Origin of the sequence: Microbacterium paludicola (assembly GCF_039529675.1) — a bacterium.
Classification (GTDB): Bacteria; Actinomycetota; Actinomycetes; order Actinomycetales; family Microbacteriaceae; genus Microbacterium; species Microbacterium paludicola.
On sequence record NZ_BAAANG010000019.1, the window covers coordinates 92,544 to 111,470 of the forward strand.

The window sequence follows — 18,927 nt, forward strand, 5'->3', positions numbered from 1 at the left end:
CGCCCCGGCGAAATTCAGGAGACGGGCTGCAGGAGCGTCGTGACGATCACGACGTCGTCACCGAACTCGGCGTCGGCGGCATCCTGGTAGGTGCCGTCGTCCCACAGCACCTGCACATGCACGTACCCGTTCTCGACGTAGGCGACCTGCACCTCGTCGCCGAGGCGATCCGTCACGGTCTGCTGGATCTCCGCGAGGGTGGCCTCGTCGGTCTTCCCCGGCATGCCGCCGGTCGGGTCCTCGGGTGCCATGGGGTCGTAGAGCGCGAGCGGGATCGGGGGAGCGGTCACGGTGATCCGCTCGCCGTCGAAGCCACCGGTGACGGCGTAGGTGCCCCACGTGCGGCCCTCGGCCGACTCCTCGCCGTCGGCGACGGCCCAGTCCCATCCGTCGAGCGGGATGCCGGAGCACTGCGGCGGGTAGATCATCGTCATGTGGCCCGTGCACAGTGAGATCTCGCCCGCGTCGTCCATGACGGTGCCCTGCGCGACGATGTCGCTCGCCGGCGGTGCCGGTCGGACGTCGCCCAGCTTCGGCGGCGGCGGAGCGGCCGCGGGGGCGTCGGCGCGGGGCGTGGCGCACGCCGTCAGGGTGAGTGCGAGGACCGCGACGGCCGTCGCGGTGATGCGGCGAGTGGTGCTCATATCCAGGAGTGTCGCGCGGTTCCGGATCGTCTCAGATTGAGCATCCTGCTCATCCGCCGGTGGTCCGTGGCCTTCGCGACCGCGCAATCTGCGTGTTAGCCTGCTTGCATGCGCCTCGGTGGGCTTCTTCTCCTTAGCCGCCGCGACGAGACCTCGATCTAGGGCCTCCTCGTCGCGGAGATCGTCGTGGCCCGACACACAACGACGAAATCGAGAAGAAGCGACACCATGGAGAACACCCAGAAGCCCAGCGGCATGCCGGTGCACAAGTACCGCCCGTATCACGAGCAGATCGTCGTCGATCTGCCTGACCGCACCTGGCCGTCCAAGCGCATCGAGAAGGCGCCCCGCTGGTGCGCCGTCGACCTGCGCGACGGAAACCAGGCACTCATCGATCCGATGAGCCCCGAGCGCAAGCGCGTGATGTTCGAGCTGCTCGTCGAGATGGGCTACAAGGAGATCGAGGTCGGGTTCCCGTCGGCGAGCCAGACCGACTTCGACTTCGTGCGCCAGCTGATCGAAGAGGACCTGATTCCGGACGACGTCACCATCCAGGTCCTGACGCAGGCCCGCGAGCACCTGATCGCCCGCACGTACGAGTCGATCAAGGGCGCCAAGCAGGCGATCGTGCACCTGTACAACTCGACGAGCGTGCTGCAGCGCGAGGTCGTCTTCCGCACCGACAAGCAGGGGATCATCGACATCGCCCTCGAGGGCGCCCGGCTGTGCCGCCAGTACGAGAAGACCGTGCCCGAGACCGCGGTGTACTACGAGTACTCGCCCGAGAGCTACACCGGCACCGAGCTCGAGTTCGCCGTCGACGTCTGCAACCAGGTGCTCGAGGTCTTCGAGCCGACGCCCGAGCGCAAGGTCATCCTGAACCTGCCGGCGACCGTCGAGATGGCGACCCCCAACGTCTACGCCGACTCGATCGAGTGGATGGGCCGCCACCTGAACCACCGCGAGAACGTCATCATCTCGCTGCACCCGCACAACGACCGGGGCACGGCCGTCGCCGCCGCCGAGCTCGGGTACATGGCCGGCGCCGACCGCATCGAGGGCTGCCTGTTCGGCAACGGCGAGCGCACCGGCAACGTCGATCTCGTCGCGCTGGGCGTGAACCTGTTCACGCAGGGGATCGACCCGCAGATCGACTTCAGCGACATCGACCACGTCAAGCGCACCGTCGAGTACTGCAACCAGCTGCCGGTTCCCGAGCGCAGCCCGTGGGCCGGCGACCTGGTGTTCACCGCGTTCAGCGGATCGCACCAGGACGCGATCAAGAAGGGCTTCGAGGCGATGGCCGCCAAGGCCGCCGCGCAGGGAGTCTCGGTCGACGACATCGAGTGGGGCGTGCCGTACCTGCCCATCGACCCGAAGGACCTGGGCCGCTCGTACGAGGCGGTCATCCGGGTGAACTCGCAGTCGGGCAAGGGCGGCGTCGCGTACCTGCTGAAGAGCGACCACTCGCTGGATCTGCCCCGCAAGCTGCAGATCGAGTTCTCCGGCGTCGTGCAGGCGAAGACCGACGCCGAGGGCGGCGAGGTCACGAGCGACCAGATCTGGGCCATCTTCCAGGACGAGTACCTGCCGTCGGCCCACGAGGACGGGCGCTGGGGCCGGTTCGAGCTGCTGGGCACGAGCACGCAGAGCAAGCTCGACGGCAACGTCGCGCTCGAGGTGGTGCTGCGTGACGGCGAGGAGCGCCTCGAGGTGTCGGGTCACGGCAACGGCCCGATCGCCGCGTTCCTCACGGTGCTGCGCGAGCAGGGGATCGACGTCACGCTGTACGACTACGTCGAGCACACCCTCAGCGCATCCGGAGACGCCGAGGCCGCCGCGTACGTCGAGCTGCAGGTCGACGGTCAGCGCCTCTGGGGCGTCGGCATCGACGGCGACATCTCGACCGCCTCGCTCAAGGCGATCGTGTCCGGCGTGAACCGCTCGATCCGGGCCCGTCAGCCCGAGCTGGTCGCGGCCGTCTGACTCAGCGCCCGGGGAGGTCGTCGTCGCCGGCGGCCTCCTCGGCCTGATCGGCCGCGGCCTGCGCCTGCTCGGCGGCCTCCTCGGCGCGCTCGTTCGCCTCGGAGGCGAGTTCCATTGCCTCCACTGCCTGGGCGGCGGCCGCCTGCGCCTGCTCGGCGCCGGCCTGAGCCTGCGCGATCATCTCGGAGGAGATGACCGGGATCGCCGACGTCTCGAGCGCGACGCGGCGGCGGTAGATCCTGCGCTGCTCCGGAAGCGAGACGTCGAAGATCACGGCGAGCAGGCGGATGACGGTGGTCACGACGACGCCTGCGACCGCCGCGGGAACGATGTCGAGGCCGGCCTGGAAGCCGACGGCGAGCACCGTGCATCCTGCCGCCGCCGCGACCGCATAGAGCGACCCGACGTGCATGATCGCGATCGGCAGCCCCATCGCGACGTCGCGGGCCACGCCGCCGCCGACGGCCGCGAGCGCGCCGATGAAGATCGCCGGCACCAGCGGGATGCCGAAGGCGAGCGCCTTGCTCGTGCCGAAGGCGCCGAACAGGCCGATCAGGACGGCGTCGAGGGCGACGATCACCTTGTTCAGGCGATCGAAGAGCCCCGCCAGGAGCATGCCGGTGAGCGACGCGATGATCGCGGTCAGGATGTACCAGTTCGACTGGAGGGTCGCCGGCGTCACGCCGAGCAGGATGTCGCGGATGAGGCCGCCGCCCATCCCGACGATGATCCCGATCAGCGCCACGCCGAGCAGGTCGAGGCGGCGCTCGCCCTGGAAGCCCGACGCGAACATCGCGCCCTGGACGCCGCCGAAGGCCACGGCGACGAGATCGGCCCACAGGGGCAGCACGAAGGTCGGGTCGGTCACCCCTCCATGGTGTCACCGGCCGGCCGAACGCCCGCTCGACGCGGTGCGCGGGCGCGTCGCCGGGGGCTTGCCTCGATCCGTCGCTCTGAACCGGCGGTTCGGGGCAACGGCTCGCCTGCCTTGCGTCACACCATCACTCCGACGCGGAGGTTCGCGTCGTGTCCCCGTGGTGCCGCTTCGATCCGGCAACTGGGGGACACGGTGGGCGTCGTGTCCCCGTGGTGCCGCTTCGATCCGGCAACTTGGGGACACAGCTCGGAGTGTGTCCCCGACGTGCCGGGTCATACCGACAGGACGGGGACACCGGCGCCCGCCCGCGGGGCAGCGGCCGGATGTCAGGGGCCCGGCGGATAATGGATCCGTGCCCACCTACCGAGACGAAGCGGTCGTGCTGCGCACGCACAAGCTCGGCGAGGCCGACCGCATCGTCACGATGCTCAGCCGGCGTCACGGCAAGGTGCGCGCGGTGGCGAAGGGCGTGCGTCGCACGTCCTCGCGCTTCGGCTCGCGGCTCGAGCCGTTCATGGTCGCCGACGTGCAGCTGTACGCCGGCCGGAGCCTCGACATCGTGCAGCAGGCCGAGTCGCTCGGTGCCTACGGGGCCGACATCGCCGCCGACTACGACCGGTACACCGCCGCGAGCGCCATGGTCGAGTCTGCGGATCGGCTGACGCACCACGAGCCGGTGCCCAACCAGTACTACCTGCTCGTGGGGGCGCTGCGGTCGCTGTCCCGCGGCGAGCACGCGCCGCGGCACACGCTCGACTCGTACCTGCTGCGGTCGCTGTCGCTCGCCGGATGGGCGCCCGCCCTCGACGACTGCGCGCGCTGCGGCGCCGCCGGGCCGCACGACCAGTTCCTCGCCCAGCTCGGCGGCGTCGTCTGCACCGCCTGCGCCCCGCCCGGCACCCCGCACGTGAGCGCGACGGTGCTGGCCCTGCTCCGCGCCCTGCTCGGGGGAGACTGGGAGACGGTCGATGCGGCATCCGCTCGCGACGCGTCCCAGGCATCCGGTCTCGTCTCGGCCTACGTGCAGTGGACGATGGAACGCGGGCTGCGCGCGCTGTCCCACACCTCACCCAGTCAGGGAGCCCGATGACGCCCAAGCCCTACACGCACCGCGACGCGGTGGCGTACCGCCCGATCGACTGGACGGGGCTGCAGGCGCCCGACTACGGCAAGGACGCCCCCGAGCACGTCGCCATCGTCATGGACGGCAACGGCCGCTGGGCGAACCGGCGCGGGCTGCCGCGCATCGAGGGCCACAAGGCGGGGGAGGAGGTGCTGCTCGACGTGGTCGCGGGGGCCATCCAGGCGGGCGTGAAGCACCTCTCCGTCTACGCGTTCTCGACCGAGAACTGGCGGCGATCACCCGACGAGGTGCGCTTCCTGATGGGCTACAACCGCGACGTGCTGCACCGCCGGCGCGACCAGCTCAACGAGTGGGATGTGCGCATCCGCTGGGCGGGCCGCACCCCGCGCCTGTGGGGATCGGTGATCAAGGAGCTGAAGTACGCCGAGCAGCTCACGGCGGGCAACGGCGGGCTCACCCTCACCATGTGCATCAACTACGGCGGGCGCAACGAGATCGTCGACGCGATGCGCGCCCTGGCAGAGGAGGTCGCCGCCGGAAGGCTGAAACCCTCCGGCATCACCGAGAAGGCGCTGCGGCGGCACTTCTACGTTCCGGACATGCCGGATGTCGACCTGTTCGTGCGCTCGAGCGGCGAGCAGCGCACGTCGAACTTCCTGCTCTGGCAGGCCGCCTACGCCGAGATGGTGTTCCTCGACACGCTGTGGCCCGACTTCAGCCGCACCGACCTGTGGCACGCGATCGACCTGTACCTCGGACGCGAGCGGCGGTTCGGCGCGGCGATCGATGCGCCGACCGGCGCATGACGGATCCGGAATACGTCCGTGGCCCGCGGGGTTGGAGACTGACGTGACCGACGCGCAGACCTCCCCGGCCCCCATCCGCATCGACGTCTGGAGCGACATCGCCTGCCCGTGGTGCTACATCGGCAAGCGGAACCTCGAGAACGGCCTCGCCGCGGCGGCGCAGGACGAGGATGCCCCGCAGGTCGAGATCACGTACCACTCGTTCGAGCTCTCGCCCGACACCCCGGTCGACTTCGACGGCTCGAGCGCCGACTTCCTCGCCAAGCACAAGCGCATCACGCGTGAGCAGGCGCAGGAGATGAACGACCGCGTCGCGCAGATCGCCAAGGATCAGGCGGGCCTTCAGTACCGCTTCGACCTGCAGCAGCACACCAACACGGTCAAGGCGCACGAGCTCGTGCACTTCGCGAAGACGCATGGCAAGCAGCTCGAGATGAAGGAGCGCCTGCTGTCGGCGTACTTCGTCGAGGGCCGGCACGTCGGCCGGATCGACGAGCTCGTCGAGCTGGCGGGCTCCGTCGGCCTGGACGAGGCCGCCGCGCGCGACGCGCTCGAGAACGACGAGTTCCTGCCCGCCGTCCGGCAGGACCAGGCGCAGGCACAGGCCTACGGCATCAACGGGGTGCCGTTCTTCGTGATCGACGGCAAGTACGGCGTCAGCGGCGCGCAGCCCGCGGACGCGTTCACGCAGGTGGTGCGGCAGGTGTGGGCCGAGCACCGCGGCGAAGACGCCTGAGCCGGGCTCAGCGCTCCAGCGCCGCCTCGATCGCGGCGACGATCTCGGGGTCATCCGGCTTCTGCGGCGGCCGGAACCGCGCGACCGAGCCGTCGGTGCGGACGAGGAACTTCTCGAAGTTCCAGGCGACGCGGCCCGCCTTGCCGTGCCCATCCGGCGTCTTCTTCAGCGCCTTGTAGAGCGGGTGCGCATTCGGTCCGTTGACCTTCACCTTGTCGCCGATCGGGAAGCTGACGCCCCAGGTCGCGGCGCAGTAGTCGAGGATCTGCTCGATCGATCCGGGCTCCTGGCCCATGAACTGGTTGCAGGGCAGCCCGACGACGGTCAGCCCACGCTCGCCGTAGGTGCGCTGCAGCTGCTCGAGCTGCTCGTACTGCGGCGTGAGACCGCACTTGGAGGCGACGTTGACCAGCAGCACCGGGCCGGGGAACTCGGCGAGCGTGCGCTCCGTGCCATCGGCTCCGGCGAAGGGGATGTCGCGCACAGGGGGCAGATCGGGGGCGGCCATACCCACAGGCTACGACCATCGGCTCCCACCCAAGGCGAGTCTGTGAGAATGGATCCGTGACCTCCGTGCTGACCCGCCGCCGCGCTCTGCGCATCGGCCCGATCGACCTCGACGTGCCGGTCGTCCTCGCCCCGATGGCGGGGATCACCAACACCGCGTTCCGCAGGCTCTGCCGCGAATACGGCGCCGGGCTGTACGTCAGCGAGATGATCACGACCCGCGCGCTCGTCGAGCGCAACGAGGCGACGATGCGTCTCATCCGCCACCACGAGTCGGAGACCCCGCGCTCGATCCAGCTGTACGGCGTCGATCCCGTCGTGACCGCGGAAGCCGCGCGCATCATCGCCGAGGAGGACCGGGCCGACCACATCGACCTGAACTTCGGCTGCCCCGTGCCCAAGGTGACCCGCAAGGGCGGCGGATCCGCCCTTCCCTGGAAGCTCGGCCTGTTCCGCGACATCGTCGAGGGCGCCGTCAAGGCCGCGGGCGACGTGCCGGTCACGGTGAAGATGCGCAAGGGCATCGACGCCGATCACCTCACCTACCTCGATGCCGGGCGGATCGCCGAGGACGCCGGTGCCGCGGCCGTTGCGCTGCACGCCCGCACCGCCGCCGAGTTCTACTCGGGAACGGCCGACTGGTCGGCGATCACCAAGCTCAAGGAGACCGTGACGAGCATCCCGGTGCTCGGCAACGGCGACATCTGGAGCGCGGCCGACGCGGTCAGGATGATGGACGAGACCGGATGCGACGGGGTCGTCGTGGGCCGCGGCTGCCTCGGTCGCCCGTGGCTGTTCGGCGAGCTCGCCACGGCCTTCGGCGCGGAGGCGCCCGTGGTCGATGCGAACCTCGGGTTCGTGGCGCAGGCGTTCCGCCGCCACGCCGAGCTGCTCGCCGAGTTCTTCGAGGACGAGGATCGCGGCTGCCGCGACATCCGCAAGCACGTCGCCTGGTACTTCAAGGGCTACCCGGTCGGCGGCGACCTGCGCGCCAGCCTCGCGACCGCGTCGAGCCTCGCCGAGATCGACGACCTCCTCGCCCAGCTCGACCACAACGCGCCGTACCCCGGTGCCGCGGCGGAGGGTCAGCGCGGGCGCGCCGGCTCGCCGAAGCGGCCGGTGCTGCCGCAGGGCTGGCTCGATTCGCGCGACATCGCCGAGGACGCGAGCTGCGAACTCCAGGGAGCGGAGCTTGACACCAGTGGCGGCTGAGCTCCGGCGCCCGGATGGGTACGGCGACGGCGACGCCGAGCGCTTCTTCGCCGAGCACCACCGGTCTGAGCGCGACGATTTCGCCCGCGACCGCGCACGCGTGCTGCACTCCGCGGGCCTTCGCCGCCTCGCCGCCAAGACGCAGGTGCTGAGCCCGGCGAGCACCGCCGACTTCGCCCGCAACCGCCTGACGCACTCGCTCGAGGTCGCGCAGATCGGACGGGAGCTGGCGATCTCGCTGGGCGTCTCCGCCGACGTCGTCGACACCGCGTGCCTCAGCCACGACCTCGGGCACCCGCCGTTCGGCCATAACGGCGAGCGGGCGCTCAACGAGTGGGCGGATCACATCGGCGGCTTCGAGGGGAACGCGCAGTCGCTGCGCATCCTGACCCGCCTCGAGGCGAAGGTGCTCGACGAGAACGAGCACTCGGTCGGCCTCAACCTCACGCGGGCCTCGCTCGATGCGACGTGCAAGTACCCGTGGACCGTGGACAACCCCGTGCCGGATCCGGGCGGGCGGCTCAAGTTCGGCGTGTATCCGGAGGACGAGGCGGTGTTCCACTGGATGCGCGACGGCGCGCCCGGTCGCCTGCGCTGCATCGAGGCCGAGGTCATGGACCTCTCCGACGACATCGCGTACTCCGTGCACGACTTCGAGGACGCGGTCGTCAACGGCTACATCGACCTGGAGGCGCTCGCGGATCCGGTGCAGCATCATCCGCTGATCGGCAAGATCCAGCAGTGGGTGGGCTACGACTACAGCCGCGAGGAGCTGGCGGACGGGCTCTATCGCCTGACGCGCCAGCCGATGTGGCTGAAGTCGTTCGACCGCTCGCGGCAGGACCTCGCGCGTCTGAAGAACCTCACGAGCGACCTCATCGGGCGCTTCGCACGCGCCGCGGTCACGGCGACGCGCGAGGCCTACGCCGGGTCGTCGCTCGCCCGGTACAACGCGCACGTGGTCGTGCCGCGCGTCGTGGATGTCGAGATCGCCGTTCTCAAGGGCATCATGGGCTCGTCCATCGTGACGATCGAGGCACGCAAGGGCGTCTACAAGGAGCAGCGGCGGGTGCTCAAGCGCCTCGCCGATGCCCTGTGGTCGACGGATGCGCTGTGGTCGGCCGGCGCGGATGTGCTCGAGCCGGCGTTCGCCGCCGACTTCCGGGCGGCGCAGAACGATGCCGAGCGCGCACGCGTGGTCGTCGACCAGGTCGCGAGCCTCACGGACCAGACGGCGATCGACTGGCACAACCGCCTCGTCGGGGAGATCGACCCGGCCGAGGTCGGCATCTGGACTCCCCGCCACGCGCGTCCCGGCGCCCGGACGCGCTCTGCGGCGACGCCGCAGACGGTGGACGTCGAGGTGGGCTGATGCCCCGCATCCGTCAGGCCGACGTCGAAGAGGTCAAAGCGCGGACGAACATCGCCGACATCGTGGGCGAGCGCGTCGCGCTTCGCTCGGCCGGAGTGGGCTCGCTCAAGGGTCTGTGCCCCTTCCACGACGAGAAGAGCCCGAGCTTCCACGTGCGGCCGCAGGTCGGCTACTACCACTGCTTCGGCTGCGGCGAGTCGGGCGACGTCTACACGTTCCTGCGTGAGATGGACCACGTCACCTTCACCGAAGCCGTCGAGCGCCTCGCGGGGCGCATCGGCTACACGCTTCACTACGAGGACGGCGGCCCGGCGCCCGAGACGAGCGGCCGATCGCGGCTGTTCGCGGCGAACTCTGCCGCCGCGGAGTTCTTCCGCGCGCAGCTCGTCAGCGCCGAGGCGGAGCCCGCGCGGCGGTTCCTGGGGGAGCGCGGCTTCGACGCCGGCGCGGCGGCGCACTTCGGCGTCGGCTATGCGCCCAAGGGCTGGGACGCGATGCTCAAGGCCCTCACCGCCCAGGGCTTCACGCGCGACGAGCTCACCACAGCGGGCCTCGTCTCGACCAACCAGCGCGGCGGCGTGTACGACCGCTTCCGTGGCCGGCTGGTCTGGCCCATCCGCGACGTCACCGGTCAGACCATCGGCTTCGGCGCGCGCAAGCTCTATGACGACGACCAGGGCCCCAAGTACCTGAACACGCCCGAGACGCCGATCTACAAGAAGGCCCAGGTGCTCTACGGCCTCGACCTCGCCAAGCGCGACATCTCGCGCGGCGACCCCAAACGCGTCGTGGTGGTCGAGGGCTACACCGACGTGATGGCCTGTCACCTCGCCGGGGTGACGACCGCGATCGCGACGTGCGGCACGGCCTTCGGATCGGAGCACGTCACGGTGCTGCGGCGCGTGATGGGCGACGACTCCGCATCCGGCGAGGTGGTGTTCACGTTCGACGGCGACGAGGCGGGCCAGAAGGCCGCGATCCGCGCGTTCGCCGAGGACGGGCGCTTCAACGCCCAGACGTACGTCGCCGTCGCCCCCGACGGCCTCGACCCGTGCGACCTCCGGCTGCAGCGGGGAGACGGCGCCGTCCGGGGTCTGCTCGACCACCGGGTGCCGATGTTCGAGTTCGTGATCGACCGGCGCATCGGAGGGTTCGACCTCCGCAGCGTGGAGGGCCGCATCGGCGCGCTTCGCTCCGCCGCGCCCATCGTCGCCGCGATCCGCGACAGGATGGTCCGCGCCGGCTACGAGCGGGTCCTCGCGCGGAAGCTCGGCATGGAGCCGCGCGATGTGCACGGCGCGGTCGAGCAGGCCGCGCGCCGCGCGTCGTCCGATGGCGCCCCGTCCCGTTCAGACGGCCGCTCGGATTCACGCCCCGAGCCGCGTCCGATGCCGGGATCCGAGCCGGCGGTGCAGGCCCCGCTCGAGCGCGTGACGCTCGCGTCGCTGCCGCGTTCGACCGACGTCGCGCTCGAGCGCGACGCGCTCACGGGCATCCTGCTCTACGGCCACCGCATCGACCCGGACGTGCTCGCCCGCGCGGTGAGCATCCCGTTCCGCACGCAGGCGCTGGAGGCGGTGCGCGCCAGCGTGGCCGCCGCGGCCGACCGCACGCGTCCCGGATGGGCGATGAGCGCGATCGAGGTGGTGCGGGAGCCCTACCGGCAGCTTGCGGGCGAGCTGCTCGCGCGCGACTTCCCCGCGCGGGACGACGAGCACGCGATCGCGTCGGTGAAGGACATCTGCCGTCGCCTCATCCTGCGCGCGCTCGACAGCGAGAAGTCGGAGCTGCTCGGCGCGGTGCAGCGTGCGGCGCCGACGTCGGAGGAGGGACGGACGCTGCGCATGAGGCTCCGCGATCTCGACAACGAGCGCCGCGCCCTCATCGACGTCGAGTGAGTCGGCTGGCCCGCGGTGTTCGCAGCGGGCAGGATGGGCTCATGTTCCGCGTCCCGGATGATCCCGTCAACGCCGTCGTCTGCGACGACCTGAGCGTGAGCCGGTGGGGTCACGGCCCCGAGACCCGCGCTGTCGACGGAGCGACGTTCACCGTCAAGGCGGGGGAGATCCTGGTCGTCTCCGGCCCGACCGGGTCGGGGAAGTCGAGCCTGCTCGGCGTGCTCGCGGGGCAGAGCGACGACACGCTCGGCATCGCCGGGGGCGAAGCGCGGGTGTGCGGCATCTCCGTGCGGCGCCGGGGGAGGGATCGCCGAGTGCTCACCTTCCGGGTCGGCTACGTCCCGCAGGGGGCAGGTGCGACGCTTCCCGCGCGCCTCACGGTGGGGGAGGCGATCGCCGAGCCGATCACGTCACGCGACCGCCGCGTCAACAGCCGCGCGGTCGCCGTCCGGGTGGCGGCGCTGCTGGATGAGATGCACCTGCCGCTGGGCACCGCCGACCGGTTCCCGTTCGAGCTCAGCGCCGGGATGCGCCAGCGCGTGGCGTTCGCTCGCTCGCTGATTCTGGACCCGCGCATCCTGATCGCCGACGAGCCGCTCGCCAACATCGACCTCGAGGTGCGTCACGTCATCTACGACGCGATCGTGCGACGCCGGCGCGACTCGGGCATGGCGGCGCTCATCGCGAGCAACGACGAGGCGTTCGCGCGCGAGCTCGGCGCCGCGCGCCTGCACCTGCACGGAGGCCACGTCGTCGCCCAGTCGGCGGACGGCCAGGTGCTGTGGACACCCGACACGCCAGGGCGCACGCCCGTGTCGTGAGCACCCGTTCGGCTTTGCTAAGATTGTGGGGTTGCCCCGCGAGGGGCAGAGGAATGATCCTCGGTAGCTCAATTGGCAGAGCAGCCGGCTGTTAACCGGCAGGTTCTTGGTTCGAGTCCAAGCCGGGGAGCCAACAGGGCCCGTCGAAAGACGGGCCCTTTCCCTTTGGTCCACGCGAAGGGCACCCTGCGGGTACACCCCTCATCAGAGGCTCCCTCGCGCGGCGCCACCGGGCGAGGCTGGGTCGCATGGCCGCTCCGAACCCGCACGCCCCCGCCGTCAGCCGGTCCCTGCCGGCGCTGCTGCTGATCCTCACGGTGTTCGGTCCGATCTCGATGGACCTGTACCTGCCGGCGCTGCCCGCGCTCACCGCGGAGATGGATGCGGCCACGTCCGTCGCCCAGCTGACGGTCACCGCGTGTCTGATCGGGCTCGCGGTCGGACAGCTGATCGCGGGCGCGCTGTCCGACCGATACGGACGACGGGGGATCCTTCTGATCGGCATCGTCGGCTACATCGTGACCTCGGCGCTGTGCGCGCTGAGCCCGAGCATCGAGTCGCTCATCCTCGTCTGCCTCGTGCAGGGGCTCGCGGGCGGCGTGGGCATCGTGATCGCCACCGCCGCCGGTCGCGACGTCTTCAGCGGCAGGGCGTTGATCCGCTTCTACGGGAGCCTGACCGTCGTGGGCGGGCTCGCGGCGATCGTCGGCCCCCTCCTCGGCGGGCTGCTCAACACCTTCACCGACTGGCGGGGCCTGTTCGTGTTCCTCGCGCTGATCGGCGTTGCGATCCTCGTCCTCGTCCTCATCGCCTTCGGCGAGACGCTGCCGGCCCAGCGTCGAGCCCAGGGCGGTTTCGCGAAGACGCTTCGCGATTGGCGAACCCTCCTGAGCGACCGCCGATTCCTCGGCGCAGTGCTGAACCAGGGATTCCTCTACGCCGCGCTGTTCGCCTATGTGGCTGGATCGACGTTCGTGCTTCAAGACATCTACGGTCTCTCGCCGCAGTGGTACGCCGCGGCGTTCGGCCTCAACTCCGCGGGTCACATGACCTTCGGCTATCTCGCGGGCCGCAGCGCCGAGCGGTGGAGCATCCCCGGCACACTCGTGATCGGCGTCGCAGTGACCGGATCGGGTGGGCTGGGCCTCCTGGCCGCGGGACTGACCCCGATGCCGCTGTGGGTGGTGATCGTGTCGCTGTTCGCGCTCTCCAGCGGAGTCGCGATCACGGCGCCTCCGGCGACGACCCTCGCGATGTCCGACTATCCGCAGATCGCGGGCACCGCGTCCTCGCTGCTCGGGATGGTGAGGTTCGGGTTCGGCGGCATCGCGGCCCCGTTCGTCGGCGTGGCCGGCGCGCTCAGCATCCTTCCGCTCGGTGTGGTCACCGTCGTCTCCGTCGCTCTCGCCGCCGCTGCCCTGCTCCTGACCCGTGACCCTTCGACGGACGGTGCACGGGGCGAGCGGCGTCCCGCCCTTGAGCCCGCATCCACCGCCATCCCCGACAGGAGCTCCTCATGAACATCGAACCCCCAGGCCCCACGATCAGGAACCCGCCCGAGCAGTTCGCCGGTGACGTCTGGGTCGACATGATCGCCACCCCGCACGAGGGCGACCAGCGGATGTCGGTCGCTCTCGTGCGGTTCGCGCCCGGCGCGCGCACCGCCTGGCACTCGCACGCACGCGGCCAGTACCTCCGCGTCACCCAGGGCATCGCCCGATTCGGAACCCGCGACGGCCGGATCATCGAGCTCCACCCGGGACAGACGCTCTACACGCCACCGGGGGAGGACCACTGGCACGCTGCCGCCGCCGGCACCTTCATGGAGCACATCGCGATGCTCGAGAGCGGCGACGACCCGGCATCCACCACCGTGTGGAAGGAACACGTCACCGACACGGAGTACCAGGGGAACGACGTCGAGGGCGGGGCGGCGGCGGTGCCGCGATGATCCGCCGCATGCCCGTGGCGTTGGCCGCGGTCGGCGGACGCCTCAGGGCCGGCCCTCCGCGTCGAGGGCCGCGGGGTGTTCCGCGCCCCACGAGGCAAGCAGGCGCAGCCGCTCGGCCGAGGGGGATCCAGGCTCCGCGGTGTAGATCAGCATCACGTTGCCCGGCTCGGCGGTGAGGGCGAACTCCTCGTACGCGAGGGTGAGCTCGCCGACGACGGGGTGGTGGAAACGCTTCGTGCCGGCACCGTGGGTGCGCACGTTGTGCACCGCCCACAGCGTGCGGAAGTGGTCGCTGCGCGTGGACAGCTCGCCGACCAGATCCTGCAGCGCCTTGTCATGCGGGTCCCGGCCGGCCTCGGCGCGCATGATCGCCACGCACATCTCGGCGAACTTCTCCCAGTCGGGGTAGAACTCGCGGGCGGCAGGGTCGAGGAACTGGAACCTGGCCAGGTTCGGCGTGCGGCCGCCGTCGCCGATCACCGGCGAGTAGAACGCGCGGCCGAGGTCGTTCACCGCGAGCAGGTTCTGTCGCTGGTCGCGCACGAACGCGATCCCGTCCGTGATCGACGCGAGTGCCCATTGCAGGCTCTGCCGCGGCACGGGTGTCCCGGCGGCACGCCGCCGCGGCCGGCCGCTGGTGGGGACGCCGTCGGCCGCGCGGGCGAGGTCGAACAGGTGGGCGGTCTCGGTCTCGTCGAGCTGAAGCGCGCGGGCGAGGGCGTCGAGCACGGAAGCCGAGGCACCGGCGATCGCGCCGCGCTCGAGCTTGGAGTAGTACTCGACGCTGACCCCGGCGAGGCTCGCGACCTCGCTGCGGCGCAGCCCCTCGACGCGACGGTTGCCGCCGGCCGTGATGCCTGCCGCTTCGGGGGTGATCCGGGCGCGGCGCGTCATCAGGAACTCGCGCACCTCCGCTCGGTTGTCCATAGGACGAGGCTATGCGCGCCCGGCGGATCGAGGGGTTCCCTGTGGGTACACCTCACGGCAGAGTCTCCCGTTCGCCCGCGCCGCGCGCGAGGCTGGATCACGCGGCCCTCCGCCCCGTCCGCTCGCGGCGAGGCGCGGCTGCGGATCTGCGAACCCTGAATGGAAGGACACCATCATGCGTGGAGTCATCATGCACGCCCCCGGCGATGTGCGCGTCGAGGATCGGGACGACCCGACGATCCTCGAGCCCACCGACGCCATCATCCGGCTCACGGCGTCCTGCATCTGCGGATCCGACCTGTGGCCGTATCGCGGCGCCGAGCCCGTCGACCATGCGCCCATGGGGCACGAGTACGTCGGCGTGGTCACCGAGATCGGTGCGGACGTGAAGAACGTGAAGGTCGGCGACTTCGTCGTGGGCTCGTTCTGGTCGTCGGACAACACCTGCGAGATCTGCCAGGCCGGCTACCAGTCGTACTGCGTGCACCGCACCCTCATGGGGACGCTCGGCACGCAGGCCGAGTTCGCCCGCATCCCGCTCGCCGACGGAACCCTCGTCGCGACGCCCGGCCAGCCCGACGCCGAGCTCATCCCGTCGCTTCTCGCTGCCTCGGACGTCCTCGGCACCGGCTGGTTCGCCGCCGTCGCCGCCGAGGCGGGCCCGGGCAAGACCGTCGCGGTCGTCGGCGACGGCGCGGTCGGGCTGCTCGGCATCCTCGCCGCACGCGAGCTCGGCGCGGAGCGGATCATCGCCATGTCCCGACACGCCGACCGCCAGGCACTCGCCCGCGAGTTCGGAGCGACCGACATCGTCGAGGAGCGCGGCGAGGAGGGCGTGGCGCGCATCAAGGAGCTCACCGGAGGTCTCGGCGCGCACAGCGTGATCGAGGCAGTCGGCACGCAGGAGGCGATGCACCAGGCGATCCGCGCCACCCGCGCGGGCGGTCACGTGGGCTTCGTCGGCGTCTCGCACGACGTGTCGCTCGACGGCCTCGAGCTCTTCGGCGCCGGCATCCACCTGCACGGGGGAGCGGCGCCCGTGCGGCAGTACCTGCCCCAGCTCATCCAGCTGATCTGGGACCGCAGGATCGACCCCGGCAAGGTGTTCGACCTGACGCTCCCGCTGGAGGACGCCGCCGAGGGCTACAAGGCGATGGACGAGCGCCGCGCCACAAAGGTGCTGCTCACCGTCTGAGGGATATCGGATCGGGGCGGCCGGACGTTCTCCGGCCGCCCCGTGACCGGGGCCTGGGCCGAGGCGGACACGGCCGCCGTCGTGACCGACTGGTCCCTGCTGCGACCCGTTCCGGCCGAGGGCCAGCTGGGGGAGCGCCGATGAGCCTGCTGCGCACCGGCGCGCGCGGTGCCGAGCTGTTCCGGATGAGCGCGGACCAGGCGACGGTGACCGTTCACGCCCTCGACCCGGACGCGGATGCGGATCTGCTCCACGGCTGGGTGACGCAGCCGCGCGCGGCGTTCTGGGGGATGGGCGGGCTCACGCGTGACGAGGTGCGCGACGCCTACGCGTTCGTCGAGACGCTTCCCACTCATCACGCTTACCTCGTGAGCTGGGACGGCACACCCGTCGTGCTGCTTCAGGCGTACGACGCAGGACGATCCGGTCGCCGTCGCGTACGACGCGCGGCCCGGGGACGTCGGGTTCCACTTCTTCCTCAGCGCCCGGATCGAGGGCGTCTCGGATGTGTGGGAGCTCCTCGGCCCCGCGCTCGTCTCGTTCCTGCTGTCGGAGCCCGGGGCCCAGCGCCTCATCGCCGAGCCGGACGCGCGCAACCGCGCCGCCGTCGCGCGGGTGCTCGCCATCGGGTTCGAGCGTGGAGAGCGGGTGCGGTTCGATTCCGCCTACGGGCCGAAGGACGCGCAGCTCGTGTTCCTCACCCGTGAGCGCGCGGCCGCTCTTTTCGCCGTCGCCTGGTCATCCGCGTGATCGCGTAGAGCACTGCTCCGAGCGCCAGAAGCGCTCCGCCGAAGAGCCACACGGCGCCGTCCTGCTGGGTGAGCAGCAGGATGCACGACGCGATGCCGAGGACAGGGACGATCGTCCAGACCCGGAAGTGGTCGTGCTCGACGTGGTCGCGCCGCAGCACGAGCACCGACACGTTCGCGCTGAGGAACACGAACAGGAGCAGCAGCACCACGGTCTCGGCGAGCATGGCGAGATCGCCGAGCAGAGTCAGGGCCATCGCCACCGCGGTGGTCGCGATGATCGCCACCCACGGCGTCCTGCGGTTCGGCAGCACGCGCCCGAACACGGACGGCAGCAGGCCGCCGTCGGCCATTCCGTACGCGAGCCGGCTCGCCATGATCATGGTCAGCAGCGCGCCGTTGGCGACCGCGATGAGGGCGATGAGGCTGAACAGCCACGACGGCACGGCGACCCCGGTCGCCTCGACGACGTCGAGAAGCGGGCCGGTCGACCCGCTCAGCTCCTCGGCTGGCAGGGCGATCGCGCTCGCGAGCCCCACGAGGACGTAGACCGCCCCCGCGACCAGCAGCGAGCCGAACAGCGCACGCGGATAGGACCGGCGGGGATCGCGCACCTCCTCGATGACGTTCGCGGAGGTCTCGAATCCCACGAACGAGTAGTACGCGATGATCGCGCCGCCGAGCAGCGCGAGTGGCACCGCGGTGTCCGGCGGCGGCTGCAGCACGCGAGACACGTCGCCGCCACCACCCGCGAGGAACACCGCCACGACCACCACCACGATCACGAGCCCGCTGAGCTCGATGGCCGTCATCACGAGATTCGCCGACATCGACTCGCGGATGCCGCGGGCGTTCAGCGCCGCGACGACGGCGAGGAACACGATCGCGACGGGCACCGTGGGGACGTCGAGGAAGGTGCGGAAGTAGTCGCCGGCGAAGGCGAGCGCGAGGCCCGCGGCGCTCACGATGCCCGCCGCGAGCATGCTGAAGCCCACCAGGAACGACACCAGCGGGTTTCGGAACGCCCGTTCCGCGAAGACCGCCGCACCGCCCGCCTTCGGATACTTGGTGACGAGTTCTGCATACGAGCCGGCCGTGAGCAGCGCGAGCGCGAGGGCGATGAGCAGCGGCGCCCAGAGCAGACCGCCGACCTCGCCCGCGAGGACACCCATGAGCGCGTAGATCCCCGCGCCGAGGACATCCCCCAGGATGAACACGAACAGCAGGGGACCGGTGATGCCCCTCCGCAGCCGGGTGTCGTCCGTCGTCTCTGCGCTCACTCCGCCTCCGCTCTCCGCCCGCATCCGACCCGGGCGGGTCCATCCATGCTCGTCCGCGCGCCCGCCCGACGCCACGGGTTGACCGAGCGTGGCCCGAGTCGATAACGCGAGGTGGCGTCCCGCCCCGCGCCGCCGTGCCCGGAGTAGCGTGGGAACGTGCGGCAGGAGGAGGGTGCGGGCGACGCGAGACGGGAGCTGCTCTCCGCGGTCGAATCGCTCCGCTGGGTGCAGGGCCTGCCGCCGCTGGCAAGGCCGGCCGACGCGCGGCACGCCGCCGTGCTCGTGCTCTTCGGAGTGCTCGACTCGGTCGTCCCCGCCGTGCCGGATGCGGCGGTCGCGCGCGAGCTCGACGTCCTCCTGCAGAGGCGCGCCGCGACCCTGCGCTCGCATCCGTCCGAAGTGTCGTTCCCGGGTGGGCGCCGCGAGCCGGGCGACGCGGACGCCGTCGCCACGGCGTTGCGCGAGGCCGAGGAGGAGACCGGGGTCGATCCCCGCGACGTCGAGATCCTCGGCCTACTTCCCGAGCTGCCGCTCGCGGCCAGCAGCCACCTCGTCACCCCGGTCGTCGCCTGGTGGCGGACGCCCTCGCAGGTGGCGGCCGTGGATCACGCCGAGACGGTGGACGTGCTCCGCGTGCCGGTCGCCGAGCTGCTCGACCCCGCCAGCCGCTTCATGTCGGTCTGGACGTTCCGCGGCCGCGAGCGCGAGGCGCCCGCCTTCGACGTCGGGGGCACGATCGTGTGGGGCTTCACCGCCATCGTGCTCGACCGCCTCTTCGACGCGGCCGGGTGGACGGTGCCCTGGGACACCGACCGCACCCGACCCGTCGAGGAGTTCTTCCCGCGGCCCGCGCGCGGCGGGGAGTGAGCACTCCCAGCGCGG

Annotated in this window: 17 protein-coding genes, 1 tRNA gene and 2 pseudogenes; 15 read left to right on the top strand and 5 right to left on the bottom strand. The window is 71.1% G+C overall.

The genetic code is table 11. The annotated features are described in order from the left end of the window. Positions 1 to 14 precede the first annotated feature (14 nt). Positions 15 to 644, bottom strand: coding sequence for a hypothetical protein (locus tag ABD161_RS10075; protein ID WP_344002132.1), 630 nt, complete (start codon positions 642 to 644; stop codon positions 15 to 17). A gap of 228 nt (positions 645 to 872) precedes the next feature. On the opposite strand from ABD161_RS10075, the gene leuA reads away from it, so the two are divergent. Beyond that, complete coding sequence (gene leuA / locus ABD161_RS10080) at positions 873 to 2,630, top strand: 2-isopropylmalate synthase (protein ID WP_344002135.1); 1,758 nt, start codon at positions 873 to 875, stop codon at positions 2,628 to 2,630. A 1-nt stretch (position 2,631) separates the two neighbouring features. Here the strand turns inward: leuA and ABD161_RS10085 are convergent, their stop codons facing one another. After that, complete coding sequence (locus ABD161_RS10085; RefSeq protein WP_425560860.1) at positions 2,632 to 3,498, bottom strand: trimeric intracellular cation channel family protein; 867 nt, start codon at positions 3,496 to 3,498, stop codon at positions 2,632 to 2,634. Between the two features lie 361 nt (positions 3,499 to 3,859). Between ABD161_RS10085 and recO the strand changes: the two genes are divergently transcribed. The 3 genes from recO to ABD161_RS10100 are packed head-to-tail and all read left to right on the top strand — an operon-like array spanning position 3,860 to position 6,133. Then, the gene (gene recO, locus ABD161_RS10090) at positions 3,860 to 4,597 is read left to right on the top strand and encodes a DNA repair protein RecO (protein ID WP_344002138.1); all 738 of its coding nucleotides are present in this window, start codon (positions 3,860 to 3,862) and stop codon (positions 4,595 to 4,597) included. Further along, positions 4,594 to 5,397 carry an isoprenyl transferase gene (locus tag ABD161_RS10095; RefSeq protein ID WP_344002140.1) on the top strand — a complete coding sequence of 268 codons (804 nt, stop codon included), beginning with the start codon at positions 4,594 to 4,596 and terminating at the stop codon, positions 5,395 to 5,397. The genes recO and ABD161_RS10095 overlap by 4 nt, the downstream gene beginning before the upstream one ends. Before the next feature lie 43 nt (positions 5,398 to 5,440). Next, a complete protein-coding gene (locus tag ABD161_RS10100) occupies positions 5,441 to 6,133 on the top strand; it encodes a DsbA family oxidoreductase (RefSeq protein WP_344002143.1) in 693 nt (230 codons plus the stop codon). Positions 6,134 to 6,140: 7 nt separating this feature from the next. Here the strand turns inward: ABD161_RS10100 and ABD161_RS10105 are convergent, their stop codons facing one another. Beyond that, positions 6,141 to 6,641: a glutathione peroxidase gene (locus tag ABD161_RS10105; protein WP_344002145.1), complete on the bottom strand. Its 501-nt coding sequence runs from the start codon at positions 6,639 to 6,641 to the stop codon at positions 6,141 to 6,143. A gap of 56 nt (positions 6,642 to 6,697) precedes the next feature. On the opposite strand from ABD161_RS10105, the gene dusB reads away from it, so the two are divergent. The 7 genes from dusB (at position 6,698) to ABD161_RS10140 (ending at position 13,894) form a co-directional block, all read left to right on the top strand. Next, entirely contained in the window at positions 6,698 to 7,852 is a 1,155-nt protein-coding gene (gene dusB, locus ABD161_RS10110) for a tRNA dihydrouridine synthase DusB (RefSeq protein WP_344002148.1), read from the top strand. Beyond that, positions 7,842 to 9,224: a deoxyguanosinetriphosphate triphosphohydrolase gene (locus tag ABD161_RS10115; RefSeq protein WP_344002151.1), complete on the top strand. Its 1,383-nt coding sequence runs from the start codon at positions 7,842 to 7,844 to the stop codon at positions 9,222 to 9,224. Before dusB ends, ABD161_RS10115 begins: the two co-directional genes overlap by 11 nt. Next, on the top strand, positions 9,224 to 11,122 hold the full coding sequence (dnaG, locus tag ABD161_RS10120) for a DNA primase (protein ID WP_344002154.1): 1,899 nt from the start codon (positions 9,224 to 9,226) through the stop codon (positions 11,120 to 11,122). The genes ABD161_RS10115 and dnaG overlap by 1 nt, the downstream gene beginning before the upstream one ends. A 41-nt stretch (positions 11,123 to 11,163) precedes the next feature. Then, positions 11,164 to 11,943, top strand: coding sequence for an ATP-binding cassette domain-containing protein (locus ABD161_RS10125; protein WP_344002157.1), 780 nt, complete (start codon positions 11,164 to 11,166; stop codon positions 11,941 to 11,943). A gap of 57 nt (positions 11,944 to 12,000) precedes the next feature. Next, positions 12,001 to 12,076: transfer RNA gene (locus ABD161_RS10130), tRNA-Asn, on the top strand. Positions 12,077 to 12,191: 115 nt separating this feature from the next. Further along, positions 12,192 to 13,463: a multidrug effflux MFS transporter gene (locus ABD161_RS10135; RefSeq protein WP_344002160.1), complete on the top strand. Its 1,272-nt coding sequence runs from the start codon at positions 12,192 to 12,194 to the stop codon at positions 13,461 to 13,463. Further along, positions 13,460 to 13,894 carry a (R)-mandelonitrile lyase gene (locus ABD161_RS10140; protein WP_344002163.1) on the top strand — a complete coding sequence of 145 codons (435 nt, stop codon included), beginning with the start codon at positions 13,460 to 13,462 and terminating at the stop codon, positions 13,892 to 13,894. Before ABD161_RS10135 ends, ABD161_RS10140 begins: the two co-directional genes overlap by 4 nt. A gap of 42 nt (positions 13,895 to 13,936) precedes the next feature. Here ABD161_RS10140 and ABD161_RS10145 read toward each other — a convergent pair whose 3' ends face one another. Next, entirely contained in the window at positions 13,937 to 14,821 is an 885-nt protein-coding gene (locus ABD161_RS10145; protein WP_344002166.1) for a helix-turn-helix transcriptional regulator, read from the bottom strand. A 175-nt stretch (positions 14,822 to 14,996) separates the two neighbouring features. On the opposite strand from ABD161_RS10145, the gene ABD161_RS10150 reads away from it, so the two are divergent. The 3 genes and pseudogenes from ABD161_RS10150 to ABD161_RS10160 all read left to right on the top strand — a co-directional run. Continuing rightward, positions 14,997 to 16,016, top strand: a complete 1,020-nt coding sequence (locus ABD161_RS10150) for a zinc-dependent alcohol dehydrogenase family protein (protein ID WP_344002169.1) — start codon at positions 14,997 to 14,999, stop codon at positions 16,014 to 16,016. 185 nt (positions 16,017 to 16,201) lie between these two features. After that, positions 16,202 to 16,363: pseudogene (locus ABD161_RS10155) on the top strand (GNAT family N-acetyltransferase); the annotation flags it as partial. A 127-nt stretch (positions 16,364 to 16,490) separates the two neighbouring features. Then, positions 16,491 to 16,766: pseudogene (locus ABD161_RS10160) on the top strand (GNAT family N-acetyltransferase); the annotation flags it as partial. Here the strand turns inward: ABD161_RS10160 and ABD161_RS10165 are convergent. Then, positions 16,714 to 18,069 (bottom strand): APC family permease, encoded by a 1,356-nt coding sequence (locus tag ABD161_RS10165; RefSeq protein ID WP_425560862.1) that lies wholly within the window; start codon positions 18,067 to 18,069, stop codon positions 16,714 to 16,716. The pseudogene ABD161_RS10160 and the gene ABD161_RS10165 sit on opposite strands and share 53 nt — an antisense overlap. Before the next feature lie 132 nt (positions 18,070 to 18,201). Here ABD161_RS10165 and ABD161_RS10170 point away from each other — a divergent pair, with 132 nt between their 5' ends. Further along, positions 18,202 to 18,912, top strand: coding sequence for an NUDIX hydrolase (locus tag ABD161_RS10170; protein ID WP_425560864.1), 711 nt, complete (start codon positions 18,202 to 18,204; stop codon positions 18,910 to 18,912). Positions 18,913 to 18,927: the final 15 nt, after the last annotated feature.